This window comes from Bacillus sp. S71 (assembly GCF_016625265.1).
Lineage (GTDB): Bacteria > Bacillota > Bacilli > Bacillales > Bacillaceae_G > Bacillus_A > Bacillus_A cereus.
Genome location: NZ_JACVUW010000006.1, coordinates 148,817 through 166,962 on the forward strand (window position 1 = coordinate 148,817; position 18,146 = coordinate 166,962).

Below are 18,146 nucleotides of genomic sequence, written 5' to 3' on the forward strand. Positions count from 1 at the left end.
TTACTGGTCTTTTAGTGGTTTCCACCATTCCTTATTCTTTTCATACCATTTCACCGTCTCTTGTAATCCTTGTTCAAACGTATATTTCGGTTCCCAATCAAATTCATTCTTCATTTTCTCTGCATCAATCGCATAACGACGATCGTGTCCTAAACGATCTGTAACATATTCAATGTCTTTTTTTGTTTTTCCTAAAAGAGTAATAATTTGTTCCACAACTTCTACATTTGTTTTTTCATTATTTCCACCTATATTATATACTTCTCCTACACGTCCCTTATGCAAAACAACGTCAATCGCACTGCAATGATCTGTTACATGTAACCAATCTCTTACATTTAAACCATCACCATATAACGGTAGTTTTTTTCCTTCCAGTGCATTCGTAACCATTAACGGAATTAATTTTTCGGGATACTGGTACGGTCCATAATTGTTAGAACAACGCGTTACTATAACCGGTAATTGATATGTTTTATAGTAAGATAAAGCTATCATGTCCGCGCTCGCCTTACTTGAAGAATATGGACTATTTGGAGCTAACGGCGTTGTCTCTGTAAACTTCCCTGTTTTCCCTAAAGAGCCATACACTTCATCCGTTGATACTTGCACAAGTTTTATATGCGAATATTTTTTAACTAGTTCTAATAAAGTGACCGTCCCAATTACATTTGTATCATAAAAAGGAATCGGATTTTCAATACTACGGTCCACATGTGATTCAGCTGCAAAATTTACAATCACTTGTACGTCTCGCTCTTTTATAACGTATTCTAACAGCTCTCCATTTTGAATTTCTCCTTTTACAAAAGAGTAATTCGGGTGATTCTGAAGAGATTTTACGTTATTTAAATTCCCGCTATATGTTAATGCATCGTAATTAATAATTTTATATGATTCATAACTTTGTAGCATGTAATGAACGAAATTACTTCCAATAAATCCAGCCCCACCTGTTACTAATATATTCATAAACAACTCTCCTACTTAAAAACTATCTTCATATTCCTCTAGTAATGGCAATATCTGATCCTTATCGGACAATATAGGATCTGTTACTGGCCAAGGAATTGCTAAATCTTTATCTTCCCAAAGTAATCCAGAGTCGTGCTTTGCGCTATAATATTCATCTACTTTATACATAACGATAGTATGCGGGACAAGCGTGCAAAATCCATGCGCAAATCCTTTTGGCACTAGTAACTGCCGATGGTTATCTGCACTTAAAATATATCCTTTCCATTGTTTAAATGTTGGTGATTTTTTTCGTAAATCAACGATAACATCATAAATTGCCCCTTGCATAACTTGAATGAGTTTCGTTTGTGCTTTCGGTTTTTTTTGAAAGTGTAGTCCCCGAATCGTTCCTGCCTTAGCCGAATAAGATACGTTATCCTGTACAAATGAATACGTTATCCCTAATGTTTCTAGCACCTGCTTATTATAGCTCTCTGAAAAAAAGCCACGCTCGTCTCCAAACAACCTCGGTTCTAACAATTTTGCATCGGTAAAATTTGTTTCTACAACTTTCATATTCTCACCTATTCTCCGTTAAACTGTTTCCCAAAATTAATACCCCGTGCTAACGTATTCGCCTTTTGAAGCGAAGCATGAGTTCCCGCATCAGTCCACCAGCCGCTCATTTCATTATAAGTAAGTACCCCTCGTTTTAAATACCAATTATTTATATCTGTAATTTCAAGTTCTCCCCGTGCAGAAGGTTTTAATTCTTTAATATAAGAAAAGACTTTCGAATCATACAAATAAATTCCCGTAACCGCATAAGAACTTTTCGGCTCTTTCGGCTTTTCTTCAATTTCAACTATTTTTCGGTTTTGAATATGTGCTACGCCAAATCTTTCGGGATCTTCTACAGATTGCAATAGCACTTTCGCACCTTCTTTTTGATTTGCAAACTCTTCAACATACGGAAGAATATCATCTGAAAAAATATTATCCCCTAATATAACTACCATACGATCATTCCCGACGAAATCTTCACAAAGCCCTAACGCCTGTGCGATCCCGCCCGCTTTATCTTGCACACGATACGTAAAGGACACTCCAAATTCATGACCACTCCCTAAAAAGCTAACGACATCCCCCATATGCTCTTTACCTGTAATAATCATAATATCTGTAATATCGCATTGTTTTAGCTTATATACCGCATGATAAATCATCGGATACCGACCAACAGGAAGTAAATGTTTATTCGTTACTTTCGTTATTGGATATAATCTCGATCCAGTACCACCTGCTAAAATAATTCCTTTCACTTTGCATCTCTCCTTTATGATGGAGATAATATATCTTTGTAATGTTCTACAAACACTTTCCGGTACTTCTCATATGTATCCGCATCAAACTCATCCCCGTTGTAATGAATACACCATAAATTTGCTTGATTTGGGATACCGATTAAATAACCAGCCCTTTGAAACTCTAAAGACTGTGACACATCATAAAAGTGAAACCCTTGAAACAAATCTTCTCGCCACGGAATATCATACTGCGTTGCCATGAATAAACCATCAATTGCCTGAACTGACAAAAATGGTTGATTACCATAAAAAACCTGATCTAAATTTAATAATTGATAATTCTGTCTTCTATACTCAATCACTTTCCCTACTAAATTTTTTCCTTCCCACCATATCCCGTTATTCGGTAAAAACTGAGCCCCAGCGACTCCTATTAAACCAAGCTTTTCATTTTCTTTAAAAAGAGATATAAGTGTAGAAAACATGTCTCGATTAATAAGATATGTATCTTGATGTATATACACTTTGTATTTCGCTGGATATGAAAGGGCTCGGTTGTATGCACTTGCCATACTTTGCGCATCTCGTATCGGAAAAATTTGCACGACATAACCAGGGGGAACAAAAATGTTTCTTATTTGGCTCTCACATTGTTCGAAAAGCTCCTCATTATTTACACAAACAACGACTAATATTGTATGATCTTTCATTTTTGTCCCCCCTTTTATTCTTCCTTATTTACATCTGACATATAGTGTTCCACAAATATTTTTCGATACTTTTCATAGTTCGTCATATTCACATCAAAATGATAATGGATACACCAAGCATCGCGCTGTACAGGCACACCGACTGTATATCCTGCTTTTTTAAATTCAAACGATTGAGATACATCATAAAAATCAAATCCGTCAAATATGTCTTCTCGCCATGGAACATCATATTGTGTCGCCATTAATAAACCGTCAATACATTCTACAGGAATAAATGTTTTTGATTCATGATACGGTTGTTCTAAACTTGCCATATAAAACAAATCATTCATATAACCAATGACCTTCCCTACAATTCCACGCCCTTCGTTCCATACACCAGTCGGAGGAACATATTGCGCTCCAACCATCCCAATCATCCCAAGGTGTTCATGTTCCTCAAATAATTGAAGTAATCCGTATAAAAAAGCCCTATTTATAATAAAAACATCTTGATGTATATACACTTTATACTTCGCAGGATGTGAAATGGCTTGATTGTATCCACTCGTCATACTTTTCGCATTTCGAATCGGCATAAATTGGACAATATATCCTGGCGGTACTAACAATTGCAATATATGTCGCACGCAGTTTGCATACAATTTCCGATCATTTATACATGTAACAAATAATATTGTTTTGTCTGCAGCACTCATAATTGTGATTTTTCAGCTTCAATAATATACTGAAATACAACTGTCTCAGCCATGAAGCCACTTCCAAGACGATATTTTTTACAAATTCCATATAACTCCTCAATAAGTGGTTCATACATTTTATGATCAACATATACACGATCTACTTTACTAATAACATATCCTGCTTTTAAAAACATTCTTAGCATTTCATTAAATGTAAAAAAACGAATATGTGTTTTATCTAATAAACCATATTCTGTATACGTCCAGTTTCCGGCAAGTAAGGGAGCTAATACTGAAATATGAGCAACGTTTGGTATACTTGCTAAAATCACACCATTTTGCTTTATATATGGCTTTACTTTTTCTATTACAGCCCACGGATCAAATAAATGCTCTAATACATCCCCAAATATGACGCAATCAAATTGCCCCTCCTCATAAGGAAGATCTATTTTTTCTATATCCCCTAAAATAACATGATCTAGTCTTTCTTTCGCTTTTTCTGCCGCCTCTGGAAATGCCTCAATTCCTGATACACGTGTACCATTTTCTTTAATAGCTGCTCCCAATGCACCGCTCGAGCAACCAATATCAAGAACTTCTTTCCATTCCTTTTTTATATGCTTTAATAAATTCGGATTCGCTGCATTATAATAATGCTCGGATTTTTCTTCATATAAAGAACTTTTTTCGCGATTCATTTCACACACTCCTTATGCAAATTGAATTAGAAATATAAATCTCATATGAATTCTATAAAGTGCAGATTTTGTTCATCCCCCGCTGATTATTAGCCTACAAATAGCATTATAAAATCTTTTATCTATATTGGTTACGTTACCGATACTCTAATATATAACCAATCTATTAGAGTTAGAATAAAGATACATCATTTCTAAAAAACGAAACTTATTACACTTTATATGGTTTATCAAAAACCCCCCGAAAATATTTACGGTTATATTCAATTGCAGCATTATTCGGAACATAAGAAGCTGCTAATTCATTGTAATAATACGCTTTATCCTGCTCCCCTAACCTGCTATAACAAATACACATTTGTAAATAGGGTAGCCATGTGTAGCTAGCTGGACTATGGAAAGGGCTTTCCGTTGCCATTGGTACTTCCGTAGCAAGTTTAAACCAAAATATCGCTTCATTATATTTTTCTTGTTCCATATATATATATCCTATTCTTGTACAATTCTCTCCTCTAGGGACGTCATACCGAAACGACTTCACACAAGATTCGATTGCCTTCTCCCACATTCCGAGCTTCGCATAGCAATCTCCTAGCTTACCACATGCATAAATTTTTTCTTCATACCATCCTTCGTCTTGATTAAGAAATGTTTCATATAGAAGAACTGCATCATCATATTTTTGGTTATCCGTAGATTCATTTGCGTAATAAAATAAATCTCTCGGACTCAATTCTTCACCTGCAGCTACAGTATTTTGAAAAATTTTCAAATTACGATCTGTTACTTTTTTTTCTTTTTTATGTGTAATAGCAACATTACTACTAAAAACCTCACCAGAAATAGCTAAATACTCATGAACCTTTCCAAACCATTGAAATTGTTTTTCACGCTTTACAAGTCGATTTCTTTTTGTACAATATAAAGGTTTCCCGTTAGAATCCATTGCAAGATGATAAAGCATCGAAACAGCATCAATTTTAGAATCTAATTCTCTTTTTAAAAATTTCAATGCTTCTTGAGCATCTTCTAATAAGACGTCATCTGCATCTAGCCACAATATATACTCTTGCGTCGCTTTTGAAAAAGAAAAATTTCTTGCTGCTGCAAAATCATCAATCCACTGGAAATCATATATGTTAGAAGTGTATTTCTCTACGATTTCTTTCGTTCGATCGACGGAACCTGTATCAACCACTATAATTTCATCCACAATTTTTTCAACTGTGTCTAAACAACGGGCTATTGTCTCCTCCTCATCTCGAACAATCATACATAGACTAATTGTAATTCCTTGCTTGTTCAACATAATCACCCTCTTCCAAATCAATCATATGTTATACATATACTAAACTTTCCATTTTTTTAAATTGTTCAAGTAGTTTAAGATTTCTTTTCAATAATTCAAATGTCCGTGTCATTTTCTTTCGGTTTTGCATCTACTATATAATGAACGCTTTATGGAGGTGAATTTATGTCAAATAATAATTATTCAAATGGATTAAATCCCGATGAATCTTTATCAGCTAGTGCATTTGACCCTAATCTTGTAGGACCTACATTACCACCGATACCACCGTTTACCCTTCCGACTGGGCCGACCGGGCCAACTGGACCGACTGGACCTACGGGGCCGACTGTACCTACCGGGCCAACTGGACCGACGGGGCCGACTGGGCCGACTGGGCCAACTGGACCGACTGGACCGACTGGACCGACTGGACCGACTGGTGACACTGGGACTACTGGACCTACGGGGCCGACTGGTGACACTGGGGCTACTGGACCTACGGGGCCGACTGGTGACACTGGAGCTACTGGACCTACGGGGCCGACTGGGGCTACTGGACCGACTGGACCGACTGGCCCATCAGGACTAGGACTTCCAGCAGGACTATACGCATTTAACTCCGGTGGGATTTCTTTAGATCTAGGAATTAATGATCCAGTACCATTTAATACTGTTGGATCTCAGTTTGGTACAGCAATTTCTCAATTAGATGCTGATACTTTCGTAATTAGTGAAACTGGATTCTATAAAATTACTGTTATCGCTAACACTGCAACAGTAAGTCTATTAGGAGGTCTTACAATTCAAGTGAATGGAGTACCTGTACCAGGTACTGGATCGAGTTTAATCTCACTCGGAGCACCTATCGTTATTCAAGCAATTACGCAAATTACGACAACTCCATCATTAGTTGAAGTAATTGTTACAGGGCTTGGGCTATCATTAGCTCTTGGCACGAGTGCATCTATTATTATTGAAAAAGTTGCTTAATTTTTACTTAGCAGTAAAACTGATATCAGTTTTACTGCTTTTTTCAATTTCAAATTCAATCATGAAACATTCGGTACCTACATAATCATATTGTTGTATGACATTTTGCAGGAGGCACAAATATGGAAAGTAAATCTGCTGTTCAGCTTTATCTCGAATTGCTAAAAAAGACAATTTTATTTGAAATATGGTTAGAATATGAGGCATACTTACCCGCATCTCTACATATTTCGAAAGAACTAGAATTCGAACCAGTTACAGTCCCTCTCCCTTTATTCATTAAGCAATATGCCGAAAACCATAACTTAAAAATTGTAAAACCAAATGTTTCAAAAAGTGAACGTCATGATGGAATGGATTGGCCAAGAGCAGCACATAGCATGATTGGTCGAGAACGTATGAACCAATTACAAGAGGCAATGGAAACCGTTGTTCGTGAAAATATAGAAGGTGATTTTATTGAAACAGGTGTATGGCGCGGAGGATCATGCATTTTTATGAATGGTTTTTTACAAGCAAACAACATTACGGATCGTAATGTGTGGGTTGCAGATTCATTTGAAGGTTTGCCAGCACCGAATCTAGAACAATATCCAAAAGATTACGGTGATTATTTACACACATTCGATTACTTACGCGTCTCTTTAGAACAAGTACAAGAGAATTTCAAAAAATATGATTTACTAAATGATCAAGTGAAATTTTTAAAAGGTTGGTTTAAAGATACTTTACCAACAGCACCAATTGAAAAAATAGCAATTGCACGGCTTGATGGTGATATGTACGAATCCACCATGGATGGTCTCATGAACTTATATGATAAAGTTTCTAAAGGTGGCTATATAATTATCGATGACTACGGGCTACCACCATGCGCTGAGGCTGTGACAGACTTTAGACAGCAACGAAATTTAAAAGCCCCTATTACTAAAATTGATGTATTTGGCGTTTATTGGAGAAAAGAATAAACAAGATTTAATCTATAGGAGATTCCATTTCTACTCATCCTTCTCTCACTTCTAATCCAATTAAGTATTTCTTTTGTGGAATCTCCTTACATATAACAATTGTTTTCCTTTGTTCTCTCACTACAAATTAAAAATTTTATTACTAGAGTTACTATATATTCTCACATAAGAAAGGGGTATACTCATGAGCGAACTTAACAAAGAAATGACTTTACTCCCCCCTCCTGAACTCGTCCAATATGTAGGTGGCGACTTCAAAAAGGTTGGAAAAGAGTTCCTAAAGCATTTTATTCAAATTGGCGCTTTAAAATCAAATGAAAAAGTATTAGATGTAGGCTGCGGCGTCGGCCGAATGGCTGTACCATTAATGAATTACTTAAATGATGATGGAGCGTATTATGGATTTGATTTGTTTAAAGATGGAATTACTTGGTGTCAAAATAACATTTCAACTATGCGTAATAATTTTCAATTTGAACATGTTGACATATACAATCAATTCTATAATCCGGAAGGAAAAGAAGATGCCTCTCAATATCGTTTTCCCTATGAAGACGAAACATTCGATTTTATCTTTTTAACTTCTGTATTTACACATCTTCTCCCAAAAGAATTAGAACATTACGTATCTGAAATTGTACGTGTATTAAAAAAAGACGGGAGATGTTTCATTACATTCTTTCTAATAAATCCTGAATCGTCCTATTATTTAAATGCAGGACAAAGTACATTAGGATTTTATCATCGAATTGAAAATTGCTACGTTGTGAATAAAGATATTCCGAATTTTGCAGTTGCTTATCCTGAGACAGATATTTGCAATCTATTGAATAAGTACGGCCTAGAAATAATTAATAAGCCGCATTACGGTTTATGGTGCGGCAGAAATGAATATACAAGTTACCAAGATATTGTTCTTACAAAAAAAAGCTTCTGAAAGGAAGTTATGTATGATGAATGAAAAAAATCCACCTCTCGTTTCCATCCTTATTCCCACTTATAATCGGCCTCATTATTTCAAAATTGCTCTAGAAAGTGCATTGGCACAAACTTATTCAAATATTGAAATCATCATCGGAGATGACAGCACAAATGATGAAACAGAAACTTTAATACGCGAACAATACTTACCAAATTATAAAAATATAACATACATTCGAAATATCCCTACTCTAGGACAATTTCACAATGACCTTATGCTCATAGAAAAATCAAATGGTGAGTATATAAATTTTTTAATGGACGATGACGTGTTTTATAAGCATAAAATACAAAAAATGATGAACTATTTTGAGCAAGATTCCAATAAAAATCTTGCTCTTGTTACTTCTTATCGAGTACGTATTGATGATCATGGAAATCTAATCGGTGATTCCCATCCAACCCAAAGGTTATATAGTGAAGACACTCCATTAAACGGAATATTTTTAGGTAATTGGATGTTAAAGGGCGGGCACAACATTATCGGTGAGCCTACAACTACTTTGTTTCGAAAAGAATTGCTCACGGATCCTTTTGGTACCCTTAAAGAGCGACAATATTCTTGTAGTGTTGATATGGCCTCATGGATTTCTTTACTTTCTAAAGGAAATGCAATATACATTTCTGAGCCTTTAAGTCAATTTCGCTACCATGCAGGACAACAAATACACAATAAGCTCCTTCAAGGTTGTGAAGATTTCACACACCTTGTTATAACAGCAAAAGAATATGGCTTTTTACAAAATACTATGGACTATAGAGCAGCTCTACTTAGTGCTTACCAATGGTGTAAAAGTTCCTTAAAATACTATCTTCATCAACTAGATATTTTTCCTGACGCACATGTACGTCTTTCCCATTGTTTGGATATAATTATTAAAGAGTTAAACAATTAAACTACTCTGCAAAATCAAAAGTGTATGGGCTATATGCGAATCATTCGTATAGTTCATACATTCTTTCTCATACTATAAAATCCATTACTATAAAGAGCAGTAGAAAGGAATACCTACATTGAAAGATCCAAATTCTCAATATCAAATAGACTACGTATTACTATTTATTTTATTTGCCATTGGGATTGTTAGTTGTTGTGCTATCGCAAGTGCGCAAGCCTCTTTACCACCATTTTTACAAAACGTCAATTTTGTACTAAAGCAAATCCAATGGTACTTCATTGGATTTATAGCCATTGGTGTTATTATGATTATCGATTTCGATCGTTATCAAAAAATTGCTTGGTATTTGTATAGCTTTGCAATGGTACTACTTATAGGACTAGAACTTCAAGTACCAGGTGCCGTTACAATTAAAGGCGCTACTGCTTGGTACAGGCTCTCAGGCATCGGAAATTTTCAGCCTTCTGAAATTATGAAATTATTTTTAATTATCGTCATTGGACGAATTATAGCAAATCATAATGAGAAATATTTTTCCAGAACAGTGCGTGACGATTTTTTATTACTTGGAAAAATATTTGCGACAAGTTTGCCACCACTACTACTTATTGCAAAAGAACCAGATTTAGGAAACACAATGGTCATTTCAGCGATGCTTGCAGCAATGATACTAGTTTCTGGCATACGATGGCGTTTTATTTTCGGATTAGTTTCAGGTACTTTCGTCGCTGGATCTACATTAATATATATTTTTTTTACTCACACAGATTTCTTTAAAGCACACATTTTAAAAGAATATCAACTAAATCGCTTCTACGGATGGTTAGCACCTTACAAATATGATGCACAAGGCTATCAATTAAGACAAGCATTCTTAGCGACTGGATCCGGAGAAATGCAAGGAAAAGGGTGGGAAAATGGACAAGTATATTTTCCAGAACCACATACAGATTTTATTTTCACTAATGTCGCTGAACAATTTGGATTTCTAGGCGCAAGTGTCATTATTTCACTTTTTTTCTTACTCATTTTTCGAATGATTCATATCGCTTTAGAAAGTAATGACCCTTTCGGTAGTTACATTTGCGCTGGTACAATCGGAATGTTTACTTTCCAAGTATTCCAAAATATCGGGATGACAATCGGATTACTTCCCATTACAGGCATAACATTACCTCTTATGAGCTACGGAGGAAGTTCACTACTTACATACATGATTGCGATTGGATTCATTTTAAATGTTCGCTCAAGAACGAAAATCTTTATGTTTAAATGAACAACAAAAAAACGCTATATTTTTATCTCTATCCTTTTTTAGATATACTAATGAAAAATACGATGGAGGTTTAAATATGAAATATGACATTATAGGAGATATTCATGGATGCTTCCAAGAGTTTCAAAATTTAACAGAGAAGCTAGGATATAACTGGAGTAGCGGTCTACCGGTTCACCCTGACCAACGTAAACTTGCATTCGTTGGCGATATTACAGACCGTGGTCCTCATTCATTACGTATGATCGAAATTGTATGGGAACTTGTCATACATAAAAAAGAAGCTTATTACGCTCCTGGAAATCACTGTAATAAACTATATCGATTTTTCCTTGGACGTAATGTAACAGTCGCTCACGGACTTGAAACAACTGTTGCTGAATATGAAGCACTTCCTTCTCGTAAGCAAAACATTATAAAAGAAAAGTTTACCACGCTTTATGAACAATCACCGCTCTACCACATACTAGATGAAAAAAGAGTAATCGTATGTCACGCTGGGATTCGGCAAGATTACATAGGAAGACGAGATAAAAAAGTACAAACCTTTGTATTATATGGCGATATTACAGGAGAAAAGCATGCCGATGGCTCACCTGTCCGTCGTGATTGGGCGCAAGAATACAAGGGGCAAGCTTGGATTGTATATGGACATACACCAGTAGCAGAACCTCGATTCGTCAATCAGACAGTCAATATTGATACTGGTGCTGTATTTGGTGGCAAATTAACCGGATTACGTTATCCTGAAATGGAGACTATCTCTGTCCCTTCTTCGTTACCTTTTGTCGCTGAGAAATTCCGTCCAATTTCATAACTACCTTACTTAGCATTATTTAGGCAGATTTCATATAAAACTAGGTAAAGTAATTAAAAAAAGATGCAATAAAGTGCATCTTTTTTTAATTACCCTACATATAATGTCGCAGGAGGTGACAGAATGAAGAAAAAATCTTCTAAACAAAAAAGAAAATTTCCCCCTTTATATCTGCCCATGTACGGAATTAACAACTGGTGTAGTATTCGAGCTGCAGCGATAGAAGAACTGGAAGAACAAGAGTCATCAAAAAAAAGCAAAGTAAAACCAACATATGTCTCTTTAGAAAATGCTGTGATGAGTCGCATAATCGATCGTAAAAAAATAAAGATGCAACAAAAAAATAAACAGCTCTCAAATCAAGATGAACAGGTACTACATTCTAACCAAACAGAAGAAAAGGCGGAAGAAAATATTTCTGTAGCAATAAATAAAAAAGTGGAACCAGAAATTCCAGCTGCTATTATAAACAAAGTAAAAAAAATAAAAGAAGCATTAGCTTCATCGAATGATATACAAACTGAAAAACCACTCATAATTGAGACACCTACACCTGAAAATACAAAAGTTAAAAGGGGCGGCCGATATGCATATGCGGAGGGGCTTCACTCTCATGCGGAAGGCATGGCAGCACATGCGGAAGGCTTATTAACGCACGCAAAAGGTTCTTTCTCTCATGCAGAAGGATCAAACTCAAAAGCAACTGGACATAGTTCGCATAGTGAGGGAAGTGAAACGACAGCAGGCGGTGCTTATTCTCATGCAGAGGGTAAACAGACGACTGCTTTAGGCGAAGCAGCACACGCAGAAGGAACCGCAACTATCGCTAACGGCTCCTCTTCTCATGCGGAAGGTCATCATACATCAACAGCTCATTTTGCAGGTAGCCATATTATGGGGCGCTTCGGCACTGCAGAAGAAGCTTATTCTTGGTTTATTGCAAATGGTGTAAACGACACCGACCATAATATCGGTGCTAAATGGCTTGCCCATAATGGAGAAATGTACATTGAGGGCGCGTCTTACAATGCAAGCGGAACGGATTTTGCACAAATGTTTGAAACAGAAGGTCATAAACCTATTGATGTCGGTTATTTCGTTACATTTAGTAGCGAAGAAAAAATTCGGATAGCTACTTCACACGATTCGTTCATTTTAGGAATATCTAGTGCAACCCCTGCACTTATAGGAAATAGCGGGGCTTTAAGTTGGCAAAAACGCTATAAAACAGATAACTTTGGGAAACGCCAATATGTATGGACGGAAACAGAAGAAATACAACCTCTTTTAAATACAGAATGGGATCCAGCTTGCAAATATGTAGCAAGAAAAGATCGCACCGAGTGGCTTCCTGTCGGATTAATTGGGCAAATGTTAGTACGTGATGACAGCACTTGCGAAACGCATGGATATTGTCGTCCAAATGACAATGGCATTGCTACAAAAGCGGAAAGTGGATTTTTCGTTATAAAGCGTACGGGTGAAAACCAAATTTTAATATTATTCCGCTAAGAAAAAAGGGAACAAAATTCTTTATAATATAAGAATTTTGTTCCCTTTTTAAGCATTCCTAAGTAGCTCTTGCATATCGCTTGGAATTTTTATAGTGAAAGACATTTCTTTCTCTAAAATAGGATGATAAAACGTCAAAGATTTACTATGAAGTGCTTGCCGTTTCATTTCATCCCTTCTTCCTCCATATAAGTTATCACCAAGTAATGGATGTCCTATATGAGCCATATGCACACGAATTTGATGCGTTCTTCCTGTCTCAAGCTCCAGCGCTACATGTGTCTTATCATATGTACTATCAATTACTTTAAAATGAGTAACCGCCCTTTGTCCATCCTCACAAACCGTTCGCTCAATAATGCTATCAGATTTCCGACCAATTGGTGCATCAATCATTCCTTCTCGTTCTACCATCTCACCGTGAACAATTGCTTCATACGTTCGTTTCACAGCTTTTTGTTGATGCTGCTTAGATAAAAGATGATGCACAAAACGATTTTTTGCAATAAGCATAAGCCCTGAAGTATCACGATCTAACCGTGTTACAATGTGCACTGTACTTGCAAGATGCTGCTTATCATAATGAGATAAAATCGCATTGGCAACACTCCCTGTCGGATGTTCTCTAGATGGAATCGTTGACATGTTCGCCTCTTTATCAATGATAAGAATCGCATCATCTTCATATACAATGCATAAAGGGATGTCTTCTGCCATCATCCCTTCACTTCTTTCCTCCACTGGAAAAAAGACACTTAATTCTTCACCAGCGCGCAACTGATGACGAACACTCGCATGTTGACTATTTACTTCAATTGCCCCGCCGTGAAACTTTATATCCGTTAAAGCGGCTTTAGAAATACCTTTCGTTTTCAAAAATTCCCTAACTAAAGTTCCCTCTTCAGCCAGCCCTATATCCCATTTCAATGTAAATCTGTTCAAATATATAACCCTTTCTATTTATCTGCAACAAACGAGTCACGAACTCGTTTCCAGAACGGGAACGGGCGGAAACGAACAAATCGTACTTTCTCGTTTGCGACACGATACTGGATTGATTTCACATCTTGATGGACCATTGTTAAATGATCCACTGTAATTTGTAAGTTCATTCCTGCAGCCGGCTTTAACACACATGTATGATGCTTCGGCAATACGAGTGGCGATCCTACAGTACGAAACACACGATTGTTAATGGACGCCATTTCTGCAATTTGAATCGCTTCAATAGATGGGTGAATAATTGCTCCGCCAAGCGCTTTATTATACGCAGTACTTCCTGAAGGAGTAGAAATACAAAGGCCGTCCCCGCGGAATGTTTCAAAATATTCTCCGCGTATTTCTACTTCTGTTACTAATGTACCTTCTGCACTTTTTACAGTCGCCTCATTCATCGCTAAATACTGTGACTCTTTACTTCCATTCACATAGCGAATAATAACTTCTAAAAGCGGATATTCCACCACTTGGAATGGTGTTTTTGCAATCGCAATTACTAATTTCTCTACTTCTGTCGGTAACCAATCTGCATAGAAACCTAAATGTCCTGTATGTACACCAACAAATGCTGTTTCATCCAATCGATTATAATAACGATGAAACGCATACAAAAGCGTTCCATCTCCCCCAACAGAAATTACAATATCGGGTTCCTTTTCATCCATTATAAATCCAAAATCTAGCAAGTACTCTTTCATCGTGCTTGCCAGTGTATCTGATGATTGATCTCCCTTTGACATAATTGTAAATTTCATCGCCCAACACCCTTTAGTTTATGATTCGGAATCTTTCGTTTCTTGCTTTCTTGAAAAAGCCTTTTGCGCTTCTTGAATTTCAAGACGAATAGAAGACATTTCTTCATCTAATAAAAACGCCGCTTCAGCTGCACGTTGCAAGCGTATTTTAATATCTTCAGGAAAACGTCCACTATATTTATAATTTAAAGAATGCTCAATTGTTGCCCAAAAGTTCATTGCTAGCGTGCGTATTTGGATTTCTACCAATACTTTTTGTTCACCCTGAATCGTTTGAACAGGATAACTAATGACAACATGATAAGAACGATAACCGCTATCTTTCTTTTGCGTGACATAATCACGTTCTTCCACGATTTCAAAGTCATTTCGTTTTCGAAGATATTCTACAACAGGCTTAATCTCATCAACAAATTGACACATCATTCTAAGCCCAGCAATATCCTGCATATCTTCTCTCAATCGGTCTAGCGGTACATTTCTCTTCTCCGCTTTATCAATAATACTTGCAACCGACTTTACCCTTCCTGTTACAAACTCAATTGGAGAATGCTCTGTTAACATTGCAAATTGAGTACGCATTCCTTTTAGTTTCACTTTCAGCTCTGCCACCGCTTGGTGGTAAGGTGCTAAAAATTCTTCCCAATTTCGATTCATTTCAACCACCACCAAAATCAATCCATTTGCTTATAGAAATACTTTTTCTACAGCAGTTACTAATTCTTCTCCGTAATTTGCATTACCTTCAATATTTTCAACTAAATATTCTACTTCTTCTTTTAATCCTTCTAATTCCATTTCAATGTCATTCACGCTAACGAACATAACCACATCGTTATTCATCGCTTCATGCATTGCTTCCCAGCATGTATGCGGAATACTTACATAAATGAAAGATGATTCATTTTCTAAGATATATAAAAATGATAAATTGTCTGAGTCTACAAGTACGTGATTACGTGCACTTAACTCCTTTACCTCTATTTCACTATTTTCCGCACAAAAAATAAGAGCATTCTCTCTCTTTTCTACGCTCTTAACTTGGATTTTATTTTGCATGCTCTAACTCCTCCATCTCAACTTCCTGTCTTACTTAACAGTATTATTGTATCATAACATGGACGCAAACAAATAAAACATTGAACCAAATTTATGAAAAAGCGATAATGTGTAAAGAATTATTTTTCAAAAGGAGATTATACAATGACACAAGAAATTGAAATTGAATTCAAAAATATCGTTACAAAAGAAGAATTCGATACATTATGTAAATCGTTTTCTATTGAAGCATTTACGAAACAAGTGAATCACTACTTTGAAACACCTGACTTCTCGTTAAAAGAAGCTGGCTCTGCACTTCGTATTCGTCATAAAGGAGAAACTTATACGTTAACGTTGAAACAACCTGCAGAAATCGGTTTATTAGAAACGCATCAAGTCGTAACAGAAGACGAAGCAAAAATGATGATGGAATCAAACACAATCATTCAAGGAGCAGTAGTAGATCAATTACACAAATTACAAATTCCTGTTTCTGCTTTAACATATATGGGTAGTTTAACAACAGAAAGAGCAGAAACATTATTTAAAGGCGGAACGCTTGTCTTTGATCATAGTTTCTATTACAATCACGATGATTATGAAATTGAATTTGAAGTACAAGATGAAGAAACAGGAAAAGCTGCATTTATTCATTTATTAACGCAACATAACATACCTGTTCGCCATACAAATAACAAAGTAAAACGCTTTTTCCTTGCCAAACAAAACAAAGCACGCTAAAGTGAAAATTCCACTAGTGAATATGTTTCACTAGTGGATACATCTCACTAAAAAAGTTTACACCCGTAGAATAAGCAAAGAATCTTTGAGAAGGCTGTTTATTTGCCCTCTCGAACATTCCATTGCTACAATAGATATACATTTCATGGAAAAAGGAGTTTATAAAGGATGAGCAAGCAACCGATGACACCATTTGAAGCAATTGGCGGTGAACAATGCATTGCAATATTAGTAGATACATTTTATTCCTATGTCAGTAAACACCCTGACTTATCTCCCATCTTCCCGGAAGATTTAACAGAAACCGCTAGGAAGCAGAAGCAATTTTTAACACAATATTTAGGTGGTCCTAATTTGTACACTGAAGAACATGGTCATCCTATGTTAAGAGCACGCCATCTTCCGTTTGAGATTACTCCAAAACGAGCAGAGGCTTGGCTATCATGCATGGAGCAAGCAATGGATGATACTGGAGTGCATGGTCATATAAGAGAGTTTGTCTTTGAACGTTTAGCATTAACCGCTCAGCATATGGTTAATACTCCAAACGAAACAGGTGAAGTGTAATGGATAAGCAGGAAGCAAAGCATATAAATATGCCATCTCCTTCCGCATGTGAGCATAAGTCTGTAGAAGCATATTTATTTATTGATCCACTTTGTAAAGATTGCTGGGAAATTGAGCCTTTTATTATTAAACTATGGCTTGAATACGGGAAATACTTCTCTATTCGTCATATCGTAACAGGAAAAGTGGATGGAACGAACGCTTCCTCACACAAATGGAATAAACCTGCTAATATTCGATTTGTGTGGGAAAAGACAACAAGTTTACAAGGTTTTTCATGCGATGGAAAGGTACATATGCAAGAAGCATCGTCAACACCATATTTAGTTTCGATGGCAATTAAGGCAGCGGAGTTGCAAGGCCGAAAAGCAGGTTCGAAGTTTTTGCGAAAACTCCAAGAATACATTTTCCTTGAAAATGTATCAAGCCCTGACTGCGAACTATTACTTGCATGTGCGAAAGATAGCAATATTGATGTAGAAGAATTTAAAAAAGATCTACATTCTGCTAGTGCAAAAAAAGCTTTCCAATGTGACTTGAAATTCACGAATGAAATGCATATTACAGAAATACCCTCCCTCGTCTTTTTTCATGCGAACTCAGATGAAGAAGGTATTAAAATCGCTGGAAATTATTCCTACGATGTATACGTACAATTATTGAAAGAACTTGTAAAATGTGAAATTGAGCCAGAACCATTACCACCTTTAGAAGTGCTACTAGAAGCAACACAATTTATATCTTCAAAAGAAGTAGCATTTATTTATGACTGTCCGCAACAAGAAATTGAGCGCGAACTTAAAAAATTACAACTGAAACGAAAAGTACAAATGATAGAAGTAAAATGCGAACGTTATTGGAAATGGATAGCAAAAGAAAAAGACCTGGTGTAAACACCAGGTCTTCTTCTTTACGGCTTATAAAAATATTAAAGGGGATGGGAGAAAT

At 36.2% G+C, this 18,146-nt stretch carries 21 protein-coding genes; 10 read left to right on the top strand and 11 right to left on the bottom strand.

Annotated features, from left to right (window positions below; genetic code table 11):
* From rfbB to IBT51_RS15920, 7 genes are all read right to left on the bottom strand, one after another.
* Nucleotides 1–972 (bottom strand): dTDP-glucose 4,6-dehydratase, encoded by a 972-nt coding sequence (rfbB, locus tag IBT51_RS15890; protein WP_064532919.1) that lies wholly within the window; start codon nucleotides 970–972, stop codon nucleotides 1–3.
* A gap of 15 nt (nucleotides 973–987) precedes the next feature.
* Complete coding sequence (gene rfbC, locus IBT51_RS15895) at nucleotides 988–1,533, bottom strand: dTDP-4-dehydrorhamnose 3,5-epimerase (RefSeq protein ID WP_000869417.1); 546 nt, start codon at nucleotides 1,531–1,533, stop codon at nucleotides 988–990.
* Nucleotides 1,534–1,541: 8 nt separating this feature from the next.
* Complete coding sequence (locus IBT51_RS15900; protein ID WP_053565006.1) at nucleotides 1,542–2,279, bottom strand: sugar phosphate nucleotidyltransferase; 738 nt, start codon at nucleotides 2,277–2,279, stop codon at nucleotides 1,542–1,544.
* 14 nt (nucleotides 2,280–2,293) lie between these two features.
* The gene (locus IBT51_RS15905) at nucleotides 2,294–2,974 is read right to left on the bottom strand and encodes a glycosyltransferase family protein (protein WP_064532918.1); all 681 of its coding nucleotides are present in this window, start codon (nucleotides 2,972–2,974) and stop codon (nucleotides 2,294–2,296) included.
* Nucleotides 2,975–2,988: 14 nt separating this feature from the next.
* Nucleotides 2,989–3,675: a glycosyltransferase family protein gene (locus IBT51_RS15910; protein ID WP_053565007.1), complete on the bottom strand. Its 687-nt coding sequence runs from the start codon at nucleotides 3,673–3,675 to the stop codon at nucleotides 2,989–2,991.
* Nucleotides 3,672–4,361, bottom strand: a complete 690-nt coding sequence (locus tag IBT51_RS15915) for a class I SAM-dependent methyltransferase (protein WP_001078431.1) — start codon at nucleotides 4,359–4,361, stop codon at nucleotides 3,672–3,674. The genes IBT51_RS15910 and IBT51_RS15915 overlap by 4 nt, the downstream gene beginning before the upstream one ends.
* Nucleotides 4,362–4,572: 211 nt before the next feature.
* Complete coding sequence (locus tag IBT51_RS15920; RefSeq protein ID WP_200458415.1) at nucleotides 4,573–5,670, bottom strand: glycosyltransferase; 1,098 nt, start codon at nucleotides 5,668–5,670, stop codon at nucleotides 4,573–4,575.
* Nucleotides 5,671–5,835: 165 nt separating this feature from the next.
* On the opposite strand from IBT51_RS15920, the gene IBT51_RS15925 reads away from it, so the two are divergent.
* The 7 genes from IBT51_RS15925 (at nucleotide 5,836) to IBT51_RS15955 (ending at nucleotide 13,095) form a co-directional block, all read left to right on the top strand.
* On the top strand, nucleotides 5,836–6,642 hold the full coding sequence (locus IBT51_RS15925; protein ID WP_200458416.1) for a BclA C-terminal domain-containing protein: 807 nt from the start codon (nucleotides 5,836–5,838) through the stop codon (nucleotides 6,640–6,642).
* A gap of 122 nt (nucleotides 6,643–6,764) precedes the next feature.
* The gene (locus tag IBT51_RS15930) at nucleotides 6,765–7,610 is read left to right on the top strand and encodes a TylF/MycF family methyltransferase (protein WP_197242092.1); all 846 of its coding nucleotides are present in this window, start codon (nucleotides 6,765–6,767) and stop codon (nucleotides 7,608–7,610) included.
* A 184-nt stretch (nucleotides 7,611–7,794) separates the two neighbouring features.
* A complete protein-coding gene (locus IBT51_RS15935; protein ID WP_200458417.1) occupies nucleotides 7,795–8,547 on the top strand; it encodes a class I SAM-dependent methyltransferase in 753 nt (250 codons plus the stop codon).
* Nucleotides 8,548–8,560: 13 nt separating this feature from the next.
* On the top strand, nucleotides 8,561–9,487 hold the full coding sequence (locus IBT51_RS15940) for a glycosyltransferase family 2 protein (RefSeq protein ID WP_200458418.1): 927 nt from the start codon (nucleotides 8,561–8,563) through the stop codon (nucleotides 9,485–9,487).
* Between the two features lie 118 nt (nucleotides 9,488–9,605).
* Entirely contained in the window at nucleotides 9,606–10,766 is a 1,161-nt protein-coding gene (locus IBT51_RS15945) for an FtsW/RodA/SpoVE family cell cycle protein (RefSeq protein ID WP_053565012.1), read from the top strand.
* A gap of 76 nt (nucleotides 10,767–10,842) precedes the next feature.
* Nucleotides 10,843–11,583: a bis(5'-nucleosyl)-tetraphosphatase PrpE gene (gene prpE / locus IBT51_RS15950; protein WP_000872701.1), complete on the top strand. Its 741-nt coding sequence runs from the start codon at nucleotides 10,843–10,845 to the stop codon at nucleotides 11,581–11,583.
* 123 nt (nucleotides 11,584–11,706) lie between these two features.
* A complete protein-coding gene (locus tag IBT51_RS15955) occupies nucleotides 11,707–13,095 on the top strand; it encodes a peptidase G2 autoproteolytic cleavage domain-containing protein (protein ID WP_200458419.1) in 1,389 nt (462 codons plus the stop codon).
* Between the two features lie 48 nt (nucleotides 13,096–13,143).
* Here IBT51_RS15955 and IBT51_RS15960 read toward each other — a convergent pair whose 3' ends face one another.
* The 4 genes from IBT51_RS15960 to IBT51_RS15975 are packed head-to-tail and all read right to left on the bottom strand — an operon-like array spanning nucleotide 13,144 to nucleotide 15,908.
* Entirely contained in the window at nucleotides 13,144–14,037 is an 894-nt protein-coding gene (locus IBT51_RS15960) for an RluA family pseudouridine synthase (protein ID WP_200458420.1), read from the bottom strand.
* Between the two features lie 14 nt (nucleotides 14,038–14,051).
* Complete coding sequence (locus IBT51_RS15965; protein WP_000673190.1) at nucleotides 14,052–14,849, bottom strand: NAD kinase; 798 nt, start codon at nucleotides 14,847–14,849, stop codon at nucleotides 14,052–14,054.
* 18 nt (nucleotides 14,850–14,867) lie between these two features.
* Complete coding sequence (yjbM, locus tag IBT51_RS15970) at nucleotides 14,868–15,506, bottom strand: GTP diphosphokinase (protein WP_001081482.1); 639 nt, start codon at nucleotides 15,504–15,506, stop codon at nucleotides 14,868–14,870.
* A gap of 30 nt (nucleotides 15,507–15,536) precedes the next feature.
* Nucleotides 15,537–15,908, bottom strand: coding sequence for a UPF0738 family protein (locus IBT51_RS15975; RefSeq protein WP_001180005.1), 372 nt, complete (start codon nucleotides 15,906–15,908; stop codon nucleotides 15,537–15,539).
* A gap of 144 nt (nucleotides 15,909–16,052) precedes the next feature.
* Here IBT51_RS15975 and IBT51_RS15980 point away from each other — a divergent pair, with 144 nt between their 5' ends.
* The 3 genes from IBT51_RS15980 to IBT51_RS15990 all read left to right on the top strand — a co-directional run bounded on the left by IBT51_RS15980 (nucleotide 16,053) and on the right by IBT51_RS15990 (nucleotide 18,091).
* Nucleotides 16,053–16,631: a CYTH domain-containing protein gene (locus IBT51_RS15980; protein WP_000191118.1), complete on the top strand. Its 579-nt coding sequence runs from the start codon at nucleotides 16,053–16,055 to the stop codon at nucleotides 16,629–16,631.
* 168 nt (nucleotides 16,632–16,799) lie between these two features.
* A complete protein-coding gene (locus IBT51_RS15985) occupies nucleotides 16,800–17,198 on the top strand; it encodes a globin domain-containing protein (RefSeq protein WP_000043386.1) in 399 nt (132 codons plus the stop codon).
* Nucleotides 17,198–18,091, top strand: coding sequence for a ClpXP adapter SpxH family protein (locus IBT51_RS15990; protein WP_053565015.1), 894 nt, complete (start codon nucleotides 17,198–17,200; stop codon nucleotides 18,089–18,091). Before IBT51_RS15985 ends, IBT51_RS15990 begins: the two co-directional genes overlap by 1 nt.
* The last annotated feature ends 55 nt before the right edge of the window (nucleotides 18,092–18,146 follow it).

Excerpts from the sequence above, each read along its gene's own strand:
- rfbB (WP_064532919.1), bottom strand. The coding sequence starts at position 972 with ATGAATATATTAGTAACAGGTGGGGCTGGATTTATTGGAAGTAATTTC.
- IBT51_RS15940 (WP_200458418.1), top strand. The coding sequence starts at position 8,561 with ATGATGAATGAAAAAAATCCACCTCTCGTTTCCATCCTTATTCCCACT.
- IBT51_RS15985 (WP_000043386.1), top strand. The coding sequence starts at position 16,800 with ATGAGCAAGCAACCGATGACACCATTTGAAGCAATTGGCGGTGAACAA.
- IBT51_RS15965 (WP_000673190.1), bottom strand. The coding sequence starts at position 14,849 with ATGAAATTTACAATTATGTCAAAGGGAGATCAATCATCAGATACACTG.
- IBT51_RS15975 (WP_001180005.1), bottom strand. The coding sequence starts at position 15,908 with ATGCAAAATAAAATCCAAGTTAAGAGCGTAGAAAAGAGAGAGAATGCT.
- IBT51_RS15980 (WP_000191118.1), top strand. The coding sequence starts at position 16,053 with ATGACACAAGAAATTGAAATTGAATTCAAAAATATCGTTACAAAAGAA.
- IBT51_RS15935 (WP_200458417.1), top strand. The coding sequence starts at position 7,795 with ATGAGCGAACTTAACAAAGAAATGACTTTACTCCCCCCTCCTGAACTC.
- yjbM (WP_001081482.1), bottom strand. The coding sequence starts at position 15,506 with ATGAATCGAAATTGGGAAGAATTTTTAGCACCTTACCACCAAGCGGTG.
- IBT51_RS15955 (WP_200458419.1), top strand. The coding sequence starts at position 11,707 with ATGAAGAAAAAATCTTCTAAACAAAAAAGAAAATTTCCCCCTTTATAT.
- IBT51_RS15930 (WP_197242092.1), top strand. The coding sequence starts at position 6,765 with ATGGAAAGTAAATCTGCTGTTCAGCTTTATCTCGAATTGCTAAAAAAG.
- prpE (WP_000872701.1), top strand. The coding sequence starts at position 10,843 with ATGAAATATGACATTATAGGAGATATTCATGGATGCTTCCAAGAGTTT.
- rfbC (WP_000869417.1), bottom strand. The coding sequence starts at position 1,533 with ATGAAAGTTGTAGAAACAAATTTTACCGATGCAAAATTGTTAGAACCG.
- IBT51_RS15910 (WP_053565007.1), bottom strand. The coding sequence starts at position 3,675 with ATGAGTGCTGCAGACAAAACAATATTATTTGTTACATGTATAAATGAT.
- IBT51_RS15915 (WP_001078431.1), bottom strand. The coding sequence starts at position 4,361 with ATGAATCGCGAAAAAAGTTCTTTATATGAAGAAAAATCCGAGCATTAT.
- IBT51_RS15905 (WP_064532918.1), bottom strand. The coding sequence starts at position 2,974 with ATGAAAGATCATACAATATTAGTCGTTGTTTGTGTAAATAATGAGGAG.
- IBT51_RS15990 (WP_053565015.1), top strand. The coding sequence starts at position 17,198 with ATGGATAAGCAGGAAGCAAAGCATATAAATATGCCATCTCCTTCCGCA.
- IBT51_RS15925 (WP_200458416.1), top strand. The coding sequence starts at position 5,836 with ATGTCAAATAATAATTATTCAAATGGATTAAATCCCGATGAATCTTTA.
- IBT51_RS15920 (WP_200458415.1), bottom strand. The coding sequence starts at position 5,670 with ATGTTGAACAAGCAAGGAATTACAATTAGTCTATGTATGATTGTTCGA.